The following is a 17,046-nucleotide window of genomic DNA, read 5'->3' as shown; positions in this document are numbered from 1 at the left end:
GGCTTCGAACGCAACGGCAGGCCGTATCGCTATGCCGGTGCGAACATCTGGTACGGCGCATGGCTTGGCGCGGACACCGCCTATGGCAACCGAACGCGGCTCGGGCGCGAGCTCGACCGGCTGAAGGCGCTCGGCGTGCGCAACCTGCGCATCCTCGGCTCGGCCGAACTGTCGCCGCTCAAGAACTCGATCACGCCCGGCTTCCGCGACAAGACCGCGACCTACAACGAGGATCTGCTCAAGGGCCTCGACTGGACGCTCGCCGAGATGGCGAAGCGCGACATGACCGGCGTCATCTACCTTACCAACTTCTGGGAATGGTCGGGCGGGATGATGACGTATCTGTCGTGGGTCAACGGCGGCAAGTTCATCAACATGAACGACCCCGCGTACCCGTGGCCCGAGTTCGCCGACTGGAACGCCGCGTTCTACACCAACGGCCAAGCGCAGGCGATGTACCGCGACTATATTCGCGCGGTCGTCTCGCGCACCAATAGCGTGACGGGCGTGGCCTATGCCGCCGATCCAACGATCATGGCGTGGCAGCTCGCGAACGAACCGCGTCCCGCCGGCGGGGCTGCGGTCGCCGTCCCCAATCTGCCCGCCTTCTATCGCTGGATCGACGAGACTGCGCGCTACATCAAGACGCTCGATCCGAACCATCTCGTCTCCACCGGCTCCGAAGGCCTGAAGGGCTCGATCGAGCGCGAGGACGTCGTGCTCGCCGCACATCGCTCGACGTCGATCGATTACCTCACCACGCACATCTGGCCGAACAACTGGACGTGGATGGACGCGGGCAACCTCGCCGGCACCTACGACGCGGGCGCAGCCAAGGTCGCCGGCTATATCGACGCGCATATCCGGCTCGCCACCACGCTCGGCAAGCCGCTGGTGATCGAGGAGTTCGGCTACCCGCGCGATGGCAAGACCGCCTATGACCCGACCATCGCGACGGTCTACAAGGATCGCTTCTACCGGCAGATCTACACCGCGATCGAAACCAACGCGAAGGCCGGCGGACCGCTCGCAGGCTCGAACTTCTGGGCGTGGAACGGCGAAGCGCGCACGCCACATGCCGATCACCGGTTCCAGCGCGGCGACCTCAGCTACATGGGCGATCCGCCGCACGAACCGCAGGGCTGGTACGGCGTGTTCGACAGCGACACCTCGACGCAAGCGGTGATCCGCGCCCACGCATCGGCGATGGCGGCACTGTGATGCTCAGCCGACGCGAAACGCTGGGGATGACGGCCGCGCTGGGCCTGCTGCACGGCGTGCCGGCCTTGGCGGCGGTCCCAAACCATACGCTCAGCAACTCGAGCGCGTCCCCGGCCGCGCGAAAACTCTACACCTATCTGTGCAGCCAGTACGGCAGGAAGACGCTGACCGGCCAGCAGGAACAGGGTTCCGCCCAGCCGAACCCAAACGGCGAACTCGACTATCTCCAGCGCGTGACCGGCAAGCTGCCCGCGATCCTCGGCCTCGACTATATCGACCCGCGCGACAACGACGCGGTGAACGACCGGGCAACCGCCTGGGCGCGGTCCGGCGGTATCGTCACGCTGTGCTGGCACTGGGGCGCCCCCGACATCGGCACCGGCTACGAGAACTCGAAAAAGGATTTCGACGTCGCCGCCGCGCTAAAGCCAGGCACGCCGCAGAACGTCGCGATGATGCGCGACATGACCGAGGTGGCGCACCTGCTGAAGGTCCTGCAAGACCGGGGCGTCCCCGTCCTGTGGCGCCCTTTCCACGAATTCAGCGGTGACTGGTTCTGGTGGGGCAAGCACGGCCCCGACGCGTTCAAGGCGCTCTGGGCGCTGATGTACGACCAGTTCACGCGCGTTCACCGCCTCGACAACCTGATCTGGGTACTCGGCTGGGCCGGACAGAACGTCGATCCCGCCTGGTATCCCGGCCGTGCGACGGTCGACGTCGCCGGCGCGGATATCTACGCGAACGACCACGGCAACCTCGCATCGATGTTCGCGCAGGTGAAGACCATTGTCGGCGATACGCTACCGGTCTGCCTGCACGAGAACGGCCCCGTCCCCGACCCAACATTGCTCAGTCCGGACGCAGACTGGCTCTGGTTCATGACCTGGCACACCCGCTGGCTTACGGGCGCCGACCAGAACATGCCCGATCAGTTGCGCCGCGACTTCGCATCGAAACGCTACGTCACCAAGGACGAGCTCCCCGCATCACTGAAGGTGCCCGCATCGCCGAAGATGAAGGTATGAAGACGATCCTCGTTTCGTTCGCTGCGACCTTGCTGTCGACGTCGGCAATCGCCGCGCCGCCAACGGTGACCCTGGCGACCGAGAAAGCCGGCACCGTGCTCCCCGTCCACATTGGCGGTCGCGTCGAGCGGGCCGCGGAGGGCTATACGCGCCAATGGCCGGGCACGTATTTCGAGGCGGCGTTCTACGGCCCGAGCGCTCTCCTGAAGATCGGTTGGGGCAACGTTATCCTACGTGTTTCCGTCGATGGTGCCCCCGTCGCCAAACTCGTCAAGCCAAGGTCCGGTCTCTACCGCGTCGCCGGTCTTGCAAACGGCCGCCATACCATCCGCGTCGACGTCGCCAGCGAAAGCCAGGCTGCACGGACCGTTTTTGGCGGTTTCTACGCCGGCGCCGAAACACGCGCCCTGCCCGCCCCCGCCCGCACGCGCCAGATCGAGTTCATCGGCGATTCCCACACCGTCGGCTACGGCAACATCTCGACCAAGCGCGACTGCACGCAGGACGAAGTCTGGGCCACCACCGACTCTTCGCAGGCCATGCCCGCGCTGACCGCGCGCCACTACGGCGCGGATTATCAGGTCAACGCGATCTCCGGCCGCGGTATCGTCCGCAATTACGACGGCATGGCTGCCGATACCGTACCCGTGGCCTATCCCTTCACGCTGTTCAACAAGGCCACCCGCTACACTGACCCGGCCTGGCGCCCCCGCCTGTTCGTCATCGCGCTCGGCACCAACGACTTCACCACGCCGCTCCACCCCGGCGAACCGTGGAAGACGCGCGATGCGCTGCATGCCGATTACGAGCAGCACTATGTCGATTTCGTCAAACGCCTGCGCGCGCGCGACCCACATGCGCACGTCGTCCTATGGGCGACCGACATGGCGGACGGCGAGATCGCATCCGAGGTCGGCAGGGTCGCCGCACGCCTCAAGGCCGAGGGTCAGCGAGACGTCGTTTTCGTGCCCGTCACCGGGCTTGCCTTCACCGGTTGCCATGCGCACCCCTCGACGGCTGACGATGTCCGAATCTCCGCAGCGTTATCGACCTATATCGACGCGCATCCGGAGATCTGGACGCACAAATAAGCAAATGATTTGCATATTGTTGCCGGCACCCGGTAGCAGAGGGGCAAAGGTACGGATCACGATCGCGTACCGACCGGGGGAAGTATGATGTCTGCGAGTTTTTCGACCTTCACGATCGCGCTTCTGCTGCAATCGGCGGCGACGCCCGTAGCCGCACCGACCGCACGGCTCTCGCCCGTAGCGCATCCCGAAATCTGGCCGACCGCCAACGCACGGCCCTCGCGCGATTCCAAGGTAGAGGCACGGATCGACGCGATCATGAAACGCATGTCCGTGGAGGACAAGATCGGCCAGCTGATCCAGGTCGATATCGCCAGTATCGAGCCTTCCGACCTGCGCACGTACAAGCTCGGCTCGATCCTCAACGGCGGCAATGCCGGCCCGCACGGCAACGACCTCGCGCCGCCGGTCGAGTGGCTTAAGCTCGCGGACGACTTCTACGACGCGTCGATGGCGCGCAACGACGGCCGCCCCGCGATCCCGGTGATCTGGGGCACCGACGCGGTCCACGGTAACAATAACATACCCGGCGCGACGCTCTTCCCACACAATATCGGCCTCGGTGCAGCGCGCGACCGCGACCTGATGCGCGAGATCGGCCACGTCACCGCGATGGAGACCGCCGCCGCCGGCATCGACTGGACCTTCGCGCCTACTCTGGCGGTAGTCCGCGACGACCGCTGGGGCCGCACGTATGAGAGCTATTCCGAAGAACCGACGATCCAGGCGGATTACGCCGGCGCGGTGATCGAAGGCGTCCAGGGCAAGGTCGGCACCAAGGAGTTCCTTGCCCCCGATCGCGTGATCGCGACGACGAAACACTTCCTCGGCGACGGCGGCACCGGCGGGCGCGACCAGGGTGACGCGCTGATCCCCGAAACCACGCTGCGCGACATCCACCTCGGCGGCTATCCCGCCGCGATTGAAGCCGGCACGCAGTCGGTGATGGCCAGCTTCTCCAGCTGGAACGGTGCCAAGATGCACGGCAACAAGAGCCTGCTGACCGGCGTACTGAAGGACCGCCTCCACTTCGACGGCTTCGTGGTCGGCGACTGGAACGGCCACGGCCAGGTTGATGGCTGCTCGAACGAGAGCTGCGCTGCGGCGATCAATGCGGGGCTCGACATGTTCATGTATTCGGGCAGCGGGTGGAAGACGCTCTACGCCAACACGCTGAAGCAGGCACAATCCGGAGAGATCCCCGCCGCCCGTCTCGACGACGCGGTCCGTCGCATTCTCCGAGTGAAGATCCGCGCTGGCACGTTCGATCGCGGTCGTCCGTCGTCGCGCGCGCTCGCCGGCAAGATGAACCTCATCGGTGCCGCAGATCACCGCGCGATAGCGCGCCGGGCAGCCGCTGAATCGCTGGTGCTGCTTAAGAACGAGGGTGGCCTGCTCCCGCTAAAGCCCTCGGCGAACATCCTCGTCGCTGGCGGCGGTGCGGACAACGTTCCGCAACAGGCCGGCGGCTGGTCGCTCACTTGGCAGGGCGGCGGCACCACCAATGCCGACTTCCCCAACGCGCAGTCGATCTGGTCGGGGATCAGCACCGCAGTCAAGGCCGCGGGCGGGACCGCGACGCTCTCGGCGGACGGCCGCTACGCTAAGAAGCCCGACGCGGCGATCGTCGTGTTCGGCGAACAGCCTTATGCCGAGTTCAAGGGCGACCGTCCGAACCTCGAATACAGCGCCGAGGACAAGTCCGACCTCGAGCTCTTGCGGAAACTGAAGGCTGCGGGCGTCCCCGTCGTTGCGGTGTTTCTGTCGGGGCGTCCGCTCTGGGTGAACGCTGAACTCAACGCCTCCGATGCGTTCGTCGCGGCGTTCCTGCCGGGTAGCGAAGGCGGCGGCGTGGCCGACGTGCTGTTGCGCAAGAAGGACGGCAGCGTCGCCCACGACTTCCGCGGCAAGTTGAGCTTCTCTTGGCCCAAGCGCCCCGACCAGTATGTGCTTAACCGCTCCGACCCTGACTACGACCCGTTGCTCGCGTTCGGCTATGGCCTCAGCTACGCCAAGCCCGGCACTGTCCCCAAGCTCGATGAAACCCGCCCCGCCGGCATGGCCGCGTCATCGAACGGCACGATCTTCGGCAAGGGCAGGGTTCCTGAGGGCTGGTCGTTGACCTTGGTCGAGCAGGATCAGTCGAAGGTTCGCTTGCTTGGCGTCAACGCGACCACCGCAACCAAGCGCCTCACGGCCTCCGCCGTCGACCGTCGTCGCCAGGAAGACGCGCGCGCGTTGGTCTGGACCGGCGGTCTCGCGGACGCCCGGGTCGAGGCGTCCGGTCCGCTTGATCTGACACGCGAGAGCAATGGTGAACTGAGCCTCGTCGTCGATGTCCGCGTCGACCGCGCCGGCAGCGCACCCGTCGGGCTCGGCATGGTCAGCAACGATGGGAAGGTAGTCACCGTCCCGATCACGAAGACGCTTGCCGCGGGCAAGCCCGGCGACTGGCAGCAGGTCATTGTCCCGCTACAGTGCTTCGCCAAGCGCGGCATCGACATGGCGCACGTCACTGCGCCGTTCGTGATCGCGACCGACGGCAAACTCAGCCTGTCGATCTCTGACGTGAAGATCGACTCCGCACCCGTGCCGATGACGAAGTGCGGCGATTGAGCCGGCTTCTGCTCGGTGCGGCCGCCGCCCTGCTGACGACGGCCGCCACGCAAGCTCCGCCTGCCCTGATCCGGATCGACCAGGCCGGGTTCGAGACGCGCGGTCCGAAGATCGGCGTCCTGCCATCAACGCAGGGCAAGCCGCTCGCGTGGACGCTTACCGATGCGCACGGCAAGACCGTTGCGTCGGGACAGACGACACCGGTCGGTCCCGATGCAGCCTCGGGCGAAAGCGTCCACCGGATCGACTTCGGCACGTTCCAGACTCCCGGCACCGGCTATCGCCTGCGTGTCGGCAGCGACGCCAGTCACCCCTTCGCGATCGCCGACCGTCCATTCCAGCGCGTGGCGACGGCGGCGATGGCGTTTTTCTACCAGCAGCGAAGCGGTGTGCCGATCCTGCCCGCCTTCGTCGAACGTAAGGATCTCGCCCGCCCCGCTGGCCACGCCCCCGACATCGCCACCTGCTTCGCCGGCATTGACCAGAAGGGCGCCAAATGGCCGGGTTGCAGCTACAGGATCGACGCGACCGGCGGCTGGTACGATGCGGGCGACCACGGCAAATACGTCGTCAATGGCGGCGTCTCGGCTTGGACGTTGCTCGACCTCTACGAACGCTTGCCCGCGTTGGGTGACGCAAACGCGTTCGCCGATGGCCGCCTCGCGCTGCCCGAACGCGCCAACGGCAAAAACGACCTGCTCGACGAAGCGCGTGTCGAGGTCGCGTTCCTGCTCTCAATGCAGATACCCGAAGGCACGAAGCTGGCCGTTGCGCCCGACGCCGGTGTCCCGGGCAAGACCATCACCCGGTTCGAAACGATCAACGCGAGCGGCCTGGTCCATACCAAGATCGCCGACGAGAACTGGACCGGGCTTCCGACAGCGCCTGCCGAAGACCGCCAGACCCGCTTTCTGTACCCGCCCTCGACCGCGGCAACGCTGAACATGGTCGGCGTCGCCGCGCAATGCGCACGGATCTGGCAAACGATCGACCCAGCCTTCGCCACCAAATGCCTCGCCGCAGCCCGCCGCGGCTGGGCCGCAGCGCTCCGCCATCCGAACCTCCTCACCAGCTCCGATTTCACCGGCAGCGGCGGTTACGGCGACCCGGATGTCCGCGACGAGTTCACCTTCGCTGCCGCGCAACTCTACGCCACGACTCGCGAACCCACGTTCCTCGATCGCCTTCGCAAGGACGGGATCTTCGCCTACCCTGGCACGGATATCGGCTGGGGCTCGCTAAGGCTGGCAGGCGCGCTGACGCTGGCGACGGCCACCGGCGACCTCCCGGCCGATGATCGCGCCACACTCCGCAACCGGATCACCGCGCTCGCAGACGGCTTCGTCGCCGAAGGCAAGCGCAGCGGCTACGCCATACCCTTTGGCGGCACCAACTACCCCTGGGGCTCGAGCAGTTCGATCCTCAACCGCGCAATCGTCCTCGGCGTCGCATGGCAGATCAATCGCAAGCCCGCGTACCGCAATGCGGTCGTGGCAAGCCTCGACTACATCCTCGGCCGCAATCCGCTCGACCGGTCCTACGTCGCCGGCATCGGCGCACGTCCGATGCAGCACCCGCACCACCGCTTCTGGGCCGCCGCAGCTGACAAGCGCTATCCGCCCCCCCCTACCGGCGTGCTGTCGGGCGGCCCCAACTCCGCGGCGGCGAACGAACCCGGTCCGATGAAAGGATGCGCGCCACAAACCTGCTGGATCGACGATTACCGCGCGTTCACCGTCAACGAGGTCGCAATCAACTGGAACGCCCCGCTCGTCTGGACCGGCGCGTTTCTCGATGCGACCCGGGGCCGCTAGATTTGCTCCGATCCTTCCCCGCCGGCGAAAGGGTGGTTGAATTGAGCTAAAGCCGTTCCAGCGTCCGCGCAAGATAAGCGCGGATCACGTCAGTCCGTTCCTGCGATGGGCTCCCCAGCACGCCGCGTACCGCCTCGGGCAGATGTGCGGCCGCATTCTGCGCGTTGTCGCCGAACACATAGTGATCGAACCAACCGCGCACCGCCTCGCGCTCGCCCGCCGGCAAGTCGCGGATCGCCAGAATGCCATGGATCAGCGCAGGAAACGGCGACGGCGCGCCTGGCTGTCCCCACCAGTAATTGACCAGCACGTTAAACCGCCCGAGCGCCTTAACGTCATGCCACCACATCGACGGAATAAAGATCGCATCGCCGGGCTCAAGCACAGTCATTTGCATGTGCGGGCGCGCTTGGGCGAAGCGGGGGTAACGCTGCAGATCAGGCGATTCGAGATCGACCAGGCTCACCGGCTGGCCAGCAAGCGTCACGTCGAGCGGGCCGACATACAGGTTCGGCCCCTGCTCGGGGGGAAATAGACAGAACCGCCGCCTGCCCGCCACCACAACCGCGACGTTGCTCGATACGTCGTAATGCGTCGAAACGCGGCTCTCGTTGCCGATCCAGACGCGCGGCACTGCATTGGGCGTCGGCAGCGGCAGGACGTTCGCTTCCGCCCAGCCAGGGAGGAACTCTCCCGCTGCGGCGGCGCCGGCGTAGATGGCGGGCGCGCCCGGTACGCCCTGTAGCGCGATGAGCTGCTCGACCAGTGTAGGGATCGGTGCCTTGGCGCGCTCGAAGTTGAAGCCGCTAAGGTCGTCGTTGTAGAAGAACCGCCCCCGCACCTCGTCCTGCGCGACCATAACGTCCGCCGAGCGTCCACCATCGAACTTGATAATATGATCGCCAATTGCGCGATCGGAAATCCGTGCCGCACGCACCGCCGGCCAGTCCGCCGCCAAACCGCGCATCACGACGGGGTGATAGCTATGCGCGATCTCGACTTCGAACCGCACCGCGTCGACCGGGCCGGTTTCGGCCACCGGAAGGCCAGTGATTTCACTCATTGTATGTGTGTAATCCCTGGCCTTGTATCCCGCTACTTCAGAAGGTCATGCGTGCCGACAACGTGTACGAGCGATCGTTCTTGAAGAAGCTGCGTGGCGCTTCAAGCCCCGCGCCGTTCAGCAGGAAGGTAGTCTTGGTCGTCGTGTCGAGCAGGTTCGCCCCTGTCACGCCCAGCTTGAAGTGCTCGTTCACCGTCACGAACGCCGATGCGTCGAGCTGTCCGGTCGGCAACGCGTAGACCGGCAGGAAAGGGAAGCAGCAATCGCGGTTAGTCAGTAGGAACTTTGAGCGCCAGCTATAGGCGACACGGGCATAGAACGGACCCTTGTCGTAGAAGCCGGCGAGGTTGACGGTGTGCTTCGACAGGCCCTGGAGCGGAAGATTGTCGTACAGGCCAGCGACGTCCTGCGGCGGCCGGCTGCCATCCGCGGCGCCATTTGCGGGCACCGGGTTGGGGATCTTGCCTGCCTTCACGTACGTATAGTTTGCCTGCATGCCAAGGCCGCTGAGAGCACCCGGCAAGAAGTCGAACGTCTGCTGGTACGCGATTTCCGCACCCTTGATCCGCGACTTGCCCTTCACGTTGGCGGGGCCGTTGACCTGCACGTCGAACGTCTGGCCGTTGTTCGTCAGGGTGCGCGTATAGCCGAAATTGTCGACGATGATGTTCGACAGCGTCTTGTGGAACAGCGTTGCAGTCAGCGAGCCAACCTTGGAGAAGTACCACTCGCTGGTCAGATCGAACTGCAACGCCTCGACTGGACGAAGGAACGGGTTCCGCGATTGCGCGGCGAACTGGAAGTTGCCGGTCGTGTTGCCGCCGGAAGCGCCGACACCGACATAGTTGCGGAGATCGCCGAAATTAGGGCGGGAGATTGCCTTCGATCCAGCCGCACGGAACAGAAGCGTCGGCATGACCTGAAGCTTCACGTTCGCGCTCGGCAACCAGAAGTTGAACTTCTGCTTGGCGATATCCGGTGTGGAGGCACCGTTCGAATACGCCACGATCGCCGCCTGTTGTGCGGGGGACACCGTACAGATCGCAGGCACAGTGCCTTGACCGTTTGGCTGATCAAACGCGCGCTGACAGAAACCACCGAGCGTTGCCGGATAGGGTACGCCGGCCGCGTTATTGCCGAGGTTAGTGGGATCGAAGATCGTATTTTGCTGCGCGAAAGTGATTGCGCCGTTCGAATCGTCCTTCGTGCGGACGAAACGCACGCCGACGTTACCGGTCAGGCTCATCCCGTTGCCGAAATCCTCTACGCCGAAATCGGCGCGGGCGTAGGCTGCAAAGGTACGCTCGCGATTGCGATAGACCTCGCTCGGCCGGTATGCACCGTCAACCGTCACGCCCGTTCGGTCCTCGGCTGGCTGATAACTGCCGCCGCCGAGCGCGGTGAGTTTACGCAACAGATCGGTGAATGCGTCATGATCGCCCAGTACAGCGTCAGAAACGAACGACGTACTCGGCGGCGTGTTCGTGCCACCGCGGAAGAAATTGGTGAAGTTGTAAAGTTCGCCTTGGCTAGAGTCGAGCGCCGTGTAGCTGACCGGCCCCGCGGCCGCCCACGTCTCCGACACGTTGCCCCAGTTGTTGTAGTCGACCGCCTTCACGGTTTGTTTGCGGTCGCTATAGCGACCGCCGACCCGAACGTTGCGCAGGAACGCGTTTTCGCTGACGTCGAACTGCGCGTCGCCGCGAAACGCCCATTCGTCGCCCTTATTATCCTGGCGTCCGTTGAAGGCGTCGCGGAAATAGACCGAGTTCGGATTGGCAAAATAGCTGGCGGTATCGAAGCCTGGCGTGATTGAGGTGATCTGCGGAATATTACCACGCAGGTCGATCGACGTCTGGCTGAAGGTCGCGGTGTCGAGAATATCGTCGCGCACCTTAACCTTGGAGCTCACATACTGGCCGTCGAAATTAAGATGCAGGCGATCGATCGGCTCGAACTTGATGTTGAGCGACTGATCCTGCGTGATCGACTTGGAATAGAAGTGGCGGTTGGATTGGGTCGTGAAGATTCCGTTGGGTGCGAACTGCGTCAGCGGGCAGTAGGTCACCGGCGAGCCATCGGCGTTGGTGCCACACCCGGCGGGATTGTTGCCGAAAACCTGCCCTGTGCGCTTTCCGAGCGTGCCGCTGGTAAACACGCCGTCATCGTCATAGGTGAAATCAGTGCCGCCGACCGGGAAGACCGTATTGACGTCATTATAATAGACGTTCGGCTCGACAGTGTGCTCGATCCAGTCTTCGGTCGATTCGGCACGCAGGAACTGGCCGGTAATTAGCAGACTGCGCGAGGCATTCTCATACTGCGCAGACCCCGAATAGGCGATACGTTTGCGATCGAAGTCCTGCGTACGCGATCCGCCGCCGAGTGGCGCGTAGACGACGTTGCGGCCGGCAGGCAGCGGGAAGGTGTCGAACAGCGTCGACTGGTACGGCGTACCAGCGTTGAGCACGCGGCCCTCGCCGGTATCCTGGACGCCGTTGCCGTTCGTGTCGTCATTGTAGCGCGGCAGCATCGACGAGACGAAGACCGAGTCGGAACGGCTATAGAGCTTTTGATAGGTGCCGCTGGCGAGAATGCCGAAGCGTCCGGCGCTGCCGAGATCGAACTGCTTCGAAACGAGCCCGACGGCCTGCGGCGCGCTGCGCTTTTCAAGATCAGGATAATTGATCCCGCCCGACAAAAAGATCAGGTCCTTCGTCGAATCGAACGGCTTGCGCGTGTTGATGTTGACCGTGCCGGCGATGCCACCCTCGATCAGATCGGACGTAAGGTTCTTGAAAACCTCGATCGATCCGACGACTTCGGCTGGAATGTCGTTGAAGCCGATCTCGCGCCCGCCACCCGCGGCGAACGCATCACGGCCGTTGAACTCGCCGCGTACATAGTTCAGCCCTCGGATGACGACGCCCGACCCCTGCGCGGAATAATGCTGTGAGTCGTTCGGTGCGGCGAAACGGCTGATCGACACGCCAGGAACGCGCTGCAACGCTTCGTTGACCGAGCGATCGGGGAGCGCGCCGATGTCTTCCGCGGTGATCGCGTCGACGACCGTGTCGGAGTTACGCTTGATGTTCTGCGCGTTCGCCAGGCTCTGGCGGATGCCGGCGACAACGATCTCTTCGCGCTCGGGATCGGGGGTCGGGTTGCCGGCATCTTGCGCGGCGCCCGAGGTGCCGGTGGTGTTGCTAGCCGAACCGGGCGCCGTGCCCGCGGTCGCTGCATCGAGGCTGGTCGCGCCCGACGTCGTGCTCGCGGCGCCAGAGCCGGCGGGTGCCGGCACCGTCTGGGCATCGGTCGATGCAGCAGCGACCTGCGCGGACGACGGTTGTGCAATGAACGCGACAGCGAGCGCCGATACGCTCGCCCCGAACAGGCGCGATGAAATACTAGCCATGATTACCCCTTCAACATCCACAAGCCTGGCTGTCGCCGCTTATGAAGCAGGCGTTCTCACCGGACTCTCCCCATCAAGGCGAACGACAATCGCGCCCTTGATCAGCGTGATAAGCAGCTATGTTTGCCCAGACAAGTCGAATAAGACAAATCAATTGACAGATAATGCCGGACTTAATCCAACTGTGACTTTCATGTTACATTCTTGGATCGGTCCTAAATGGCGGACGAGGATAATGTACGATATGAGGCCTACGCACGTTGTGATCGTCGGCGGCGGGACGGCCGGCTGGATGACGGCAGCGGCAGTGACCCGGCTGTTGCCAAACGTCTGTACCGTTCAGCTGATCGAGTCGACGGAGATCGGCATCGTTGGTGTAGGCGAAGCGACATTGCCTCATATCCGCGCCTTCGTCGTACGGCTGGGGCTCGACGAGGCCGACTTCATGCGAGCCACGCATGCGACCTTCAAGCTCGGCATCGACTTTCGCGATTTCGGCGCGATCGGCGACAGCTATATCCATCCCTTTGGTACGTTTGGTCGGCCGCTCGACGATGTCGCGTTCCATCATTATTGGCTCCGGCTCGCGGCCGAGGGGCGGGCCGGCCCGATCGGCGACTATTCGGTTGCGGTCGCCGCTGCCAGGCACCATCGCTTCGCCATTCCGGACGGCGCACCCGACGATCTGGCCGCGAGCTTCGGCTATGCCTATCAGTTCGATGCGACGTTGTTCGGCCCCTATCTCCGCCGCTTTGCCGAAGCGCACGGCGCGCGCCGGACCGAAGCGCGGATCGTCGGGGTCGAGCAGGATGCCATTAGTGGCGATGTCCGTACGCTACACCTGGATTCGGGCGAGACCGTCGAGGGCGACCTGTTCGTCGACTGCTCGGGGTTCCGCAGTCTGTTGCTCGGCGACGCGATGGCCGAGCCTTGGGAAGACTGGTCGAGATGGCTGCCATGCGACCGCGCGGTCGCGATGCCGTGCACGTCGCCGGACGGTCCCATCGAACCCTATACGCGGGCGACGGCGAAACCGGCCGGGTGGCAATGGCGCATCCCGTTGCAGCACCGCGTCGGCAACGGCTATGTCTATTCCAGCGCGCACATAACGGATCAGGCAGCCGCCGAGGCGCTCGTCGCGTCGGTCGAGGGCACGCCGCTCGCCGACCCGCGTTTCCTCAAGTTTCGTGCCGGTCGCCGCCGCAACAGCTGGGTCGGCAACGTCGTTGCGATCGGCCTCGCATCGGGATTCCTCGAACCGCTCGAATCGACCAGCATCTACCTCGCGCAGATGGCGATCACCCAGTTGATCGAGCTGTTCCCGCAGCGCGCCCGGTCGGAGGGCATATCCGCCATCGATCGGGTCGAATTCAACCGGATGGTCGACATGGAGTATGACCGGATCCGCGATTTCCTGGTTCTGCATTATCACGCCACAACCCGCGACGATTCTGAATTCTGGAACCACGTCCGGACGATGGACGTGCCCACGACGCTCGCCGACAAGATGAAGCTTTTCCGCCGTGCTGGCCGCGTAACTCAGTATAGCGAGGGCCTGTTCCTCGAACCGAGCTGGATCGCGGTCTATCTCGGTCAGGGGATCATCCCGCAGGCGTGGGACCAGCGCGCGGATCGACCAGGCCTCGACGGTCTTGATCGCGCGCTCGCTAGCTTGCGCGACACTGTCGCCTCGACCGCCAACGCAATGCCCGACCATGCCGCGTTTATCGCGCACCGCAACGCAACGATCGCCGCGTGACCAGCCGTGCGCCGATAGCCAGCATCGCCGTACTTGGTGCAGGCATCGTCGGTCTGTCCGCAGCGGTCGCGTTCGCGCGTGCGCTGCCCGGGCTAACGGTGACGCTGATCGAGACGCCCGACGATCCCATGGCGCTGGTTGATCGCCTGCCCGGCACGTTGTCCTCGATCACCGAGTTTCACGACCGGATCGGCCTGCGCGAACGCGACCTGCTTGCGGCGGGCGCGACGCATCGGATCGGCACGCGGCTGTCGGACTGGACCGCTGACGGAGCGCCGTTCGTGCTCGCGCATGGCGAACGCGGTGGTACAACTGCACCCGGCGCGTTTCACCAACATTGGCTGAACGCACGCCGCGCCGGCAAGATCGCTGGGTTCGATGCCTTCTCGGTGCCGGCCGTGCTCGCGTCTGCGGAAAAGTTCGTCCATCCGTCCGACGATACGAACTCACCGATCTCGGGTTTTGACTACGCGTTGCGCCTAGATCCGCGCCGCTATCGCGATCTGTTGCACGCACTTTCCCGGCATATCGGCATCCGCTCTGTTTCCGGTGCCCTTGCCAGCGTCGAGCGCTCCCCGGATGGGCGCGTCGCGTCGCTGATGTTGACGGACGGGCGGCGCATCTCGGCCGATCTGTATCTCGACTGTTCGGGCCCTGCCGCGCCGTTGCGCTCGACATTGGATACGCAGTGGGACAATTGGCAGACGTGGCTGCCGGTTGACCGACTGCTGCTTGGAACGGCTCCCGCCCAAGTACCGACGCCGACCGACGAACTGATCGCGGTGCCGGCAGGCTGGCGGTTTACGAGCGCACTCCGCGACCGGACATTGACCGGCCTGTCCTTCGCCGCTGATCAGACGTCGGATTCAAGTGCACACCGCATCCTGCCGGCAGGTAAGACGATCATTCCCATCGCGCCGGGTGTCCGCGCCGAACCGTGGAAGCACAACGTCCTTGCGTTGGGCGATGCCGCGGTCGTGCTCGATCCCTTGTCAAACGCCAATCTGCACCTCGCACACGCCGCCATCCTGCGCGCGATCGACCTGCTCCCGGGTCGTGACTGCGCATTGACCGAACTTGCTGAATATAACGCCCAAAGCGTTCGCCAGGCCGAGCGGGTTCGCGACTACCAGGCCGCGCATTATCTACCGACCGGGCGCACGCGCGGCGCGTTCTGGAAGAGGGCATCCCGCCTGCGCCGGCCCGACAGCCTCACACATACGCTTGAGCAATTCGCGCACCGCGGACGGCTGCCATTCTATGAGGATGAGAGCTTTGACAAGGACGACTGGCACGGGCTGCTGCTCGGGCTTGGTATGATCCCCCGCGTCGCCGATCCAATCGCATCGGCCAGCCAGCTCGAAACGATCACAGCCACGCTGAAGCGACTTGCTGAGGCAACTGCGGCACTGCCGTCGCAGCTGCCGCCCTACCCCGCCTATCTCGCACAACTGGACAGCAGACGATGACCGCCCCCATCCGCAAAGTCGTCATCGTCGGCGGCGGTACCGCCGGGTGGATGGTTGCCGCCGCCGCTGCTCGTTACCTCGACGACGGCCAGCGCCAGATCATATTGGTCGAATCCGACGCGATCGGCACGGTCGGCGTCGGCGAGGCGACGATCCCGCCGATCCTCGGGTTCAACCAGCTGATCGGCGTCGACGAACGCGAATTCGTCCGCGCGACGGGTGCCACCTTCAAGCTCGGGATCGAGTTCGTCGGCTGGGACACGGGGGACGATCGCTATCTGCACGCCTTCGGCGGACACGGCCGCGACATTCAGGGGCTTGCCTTCCACCAGCTCTGGCTGAAATTGCGCGACTATCTCGGCATCGGTGGGCTTGACGCGTATTCTCCGTCTGCGGTCGCCGCCTATCTCGGTCGTTTCGGCCAGCCCGGCGGTACAGCACCGCTAGCCTACGCCTATCATTTCGACGCCGGTCTCTACGCGGCGTTCCTCCGCCGTCGCGCCGAGGCCAGCGGCGTGACCCGGATCGAAGGACGTATCACCACCGTCGATCGCGATCCCGAGAACGGCCATGTCCGCGCGGTCCGCCTCGACGATGGATCCGCGGTCGACGGAGATTTGTTCATCGACTGCTCGGGCTTTCGCAGCCTGTTGCTCGGCAAGACCATGGGCGTCGAGTTCGAGGACTGGTCGCACTGGCTGCCCTGCGACCGCGCGATCGCCGTCCCGACCGAACCGACCACGTCCTTGCTGCCCTACACGCGGGCGACCGCCCGCGCGGCCGGCTGGCAATGGCGTATCCCGCTCCAGCACCGCACCGGCAACGGCCATGTCTATGCCAGCGAACACATGTCGGACGACGAGGCGAGCGCGCTGCTGCTCGCCAATCTCGATTCCAAGCCGACTGCGGATCCGCGACAACTTCGCTTCAAGGCAGGGCGGCGTACAAAGATGTGGGAGGGCAACGTCGTCGCGCTGGGCCTCGCCGGCGGCTTCCTCGAACCGCTCGAATCGACCAGCATTCACCTGATTCAGACCGGCATCTCGAAACTGTTCGGGTTGTTCCCGGACGCTGGCTTCGGCAATGTCGAGCGCAACGAATACAACCGACTGATGGGCGACGCCTACACCTCGGTTCGCGACTTCATCATCCTGCATTACCATGCCACCCGCCGCGACGACTCCACATTCTGGCGGCATGTCCGGACGATGCCGATCCCCGACAGCCTGACGCGCAAGCTCGCGCTGTTCCGTGAAAAGGGCCGCATCTTCCGCTACGATGACGAGCTGTTCGGCATTCCGAGCTGGGTGCAGGTGTTGCTTGGGCAGAACGTCACCCCGGTCGGCTATGATCCGATCGTGGATGCGTTGGATGCCGATCGGGTTGCCGACGCGCTGCGCGAGATGCGCGCTGCGACGTTGCGTGCCGCGAAAGCCCTGCCGGACCATGCGGAATTCGTTGCCCGGCACGCGCCGTTCGATCACCGCCCGGAATTTGCCAAATAATTTGGCTTTTTCGCTCGGGCGTGCTTTTTGCGGCCTGATTGTGCAGCCCGGCCAGAGATCCGGCTGCC

General features: G+C 64.5%; 10 protein-coding genes. 8 read left to right on the top strand and 2 right to left on the bottom strand.

Annotated features, from left to right (window positions below; genetic code table 11):
• From sphst_RS09615 to sphst_RS09595, 5 genes are all read left to right on the top strand, one after another.
• A partial coding sequence (locus tag sphst_RS09615) for a glycoside hydrolase 5 family protein (protein WP_107045457.1) occupies positions 1 to 1,221 on the top strand: 1,221 nt, incomplete at its 5' end.
• Entirely contained in the window at positions 1,221 to 2,246 is a 1,026-nt protein-coding gene (locus tag sphst_RS09610; protein WP_234387547.1) for a glycosyl hydrolase, read from the top strand. The genes sphst_RS09615 and sphst_RS09610, both read left to right, overlap by 1 nt.
• A complete protein-coding gene (locus tag sphst_RS09605; protein ID WP_107045456.1) occupies positions 2,243 to 3,337 on the top strand; it encodes an SGNH/GDSL hydrolase family protein in 1,095 nt (364 codons plus the stop codon). Before sphst_RS09610 ends, sphst_RS09605 begins: the two co-directional genes overlap by 4 nt.
• An 87-nt stretch (positions 3,338 to 3,424) precedes the next feature.
• Complete coding sequence (locus tag sphst_RS09600) at positions 3,425 to 5,953, top strand: glycoside hydrolase family 3 protein (RefSeq protein ID WP_031393283.1); 2,529 nt, start codon at positions 3,425 to 3,427, stop codon at positions 5,951 to 5,953.
• The gene (locus tag sphst_RS09595) at positions 5,950 to 7,767 is read left to right on the top strand and encodes a glycoside hydrolase family 9 protein (protein WP_031393284.1); all 1,818 of its coding nucleotides are present in this window, start codon (positions 5,950 to 5,952) and stop codon (positions 7,765 to 7,767) included. Before sphst_RS09600 ends, sphst_RS09595 begins: the two co-directional genes overlap by 4 nt.
• A gap of 46 nt (positions 7,768 to 7,813) precedes the next feature.
• Here the strand turns inward: sphst_RS09595 and sphst_RS09590 are convergent, their stop codons facing one another.
• Both sphst_RS09590 and sphst_RS09585 read right to left on the bottom strand, forming a co-directional pair.
• Entirely contained in the window at positions 7,814 to 8,830 is a 1,017-nt protein-coding gene (locus sphst_RS09590) for a cupin-like domain-containing protein (protein ID WP_051916261.1), read from the bottom strand.
• Between the two features lie 37 nt (positions 8,831 to 8,867).
• Positions 8,868 to 12,245 (bottom strand): TonB-dependent receptor, encoded by a 3,378-nt coding sequence (locus sphst_RS09585; protein ID WP_043156427.1) that lies wholly within the window; start codon positions 12,243 to 12,245, stop codon positions 8,868 to 8,870.
• Positions 12,246 to 12,489: 244 nt separating this feature from the next.
• Here sphst_RS09585 and sphst_RS09580 point away from each other — a divergent pair, with 244 nt between their 5' ends.
• From sphst_RS09580 to sphst_RS09570, 3 genes are read left to right on the top strand one after another with little or no spacing between them, the layout of a single operon-like run.
• A complete protein-coding gene (locus sphst_RS09580; protein WP_043156435.1) occupies positions 12,490 to 14,004 on the top strand; it encodes a tryptophan halogenase family protein in 1,515 nt (504 codons plus the stop codon).
• Positions 14,001 to 15,473 carry a tryptophan 7-halogenase gene (locus sphst_RS09575; protein WP_043156429.1) on the top strand — a complete coding sequence of 491 codons (1,473 nt, stop codon included), beginning with the start codon at positions 14,001 to 14,003 and terminating at the stop codon, positions 15,471 to 15,473. The genes sphst_RS09580 and sphst_RS09575 overlap by 4 nt, the downstream gene beginning before the upstream one ends.
• Entirely contained in the window at positions 15,470 to 16,978 is a 1,509-nt protein-coding gene (locus sphst_RS09570) for a tryptophan halogenase family protein (protein WP_031393289.1), read from the top strand. The genes sphst_RS09575 and sphst_RS09570 overlap by 4 nt, the downstream gene beginning before the upstream one ends.
• Positions 16,979 to 17,046 lie beyond the last annotated feature (68 nt).

The sequence above is a fragment of the Sphingomonas sp. STIS6.2 genome (assembly GCF_000732685.2).
GTDB classification, from domain to species: Bacteria; Pseudomonadota; Alphaproteobacteria; order Sphingomonadales; family Sphingomonadaceae; genus Sphingomonas; species Sphingomonas aerolata.
The sequence above is the reverse complement of the archived record's forward strand: the minus strand, read 5'-3'. Positions and strand labels throughout refer to the sequence as shown.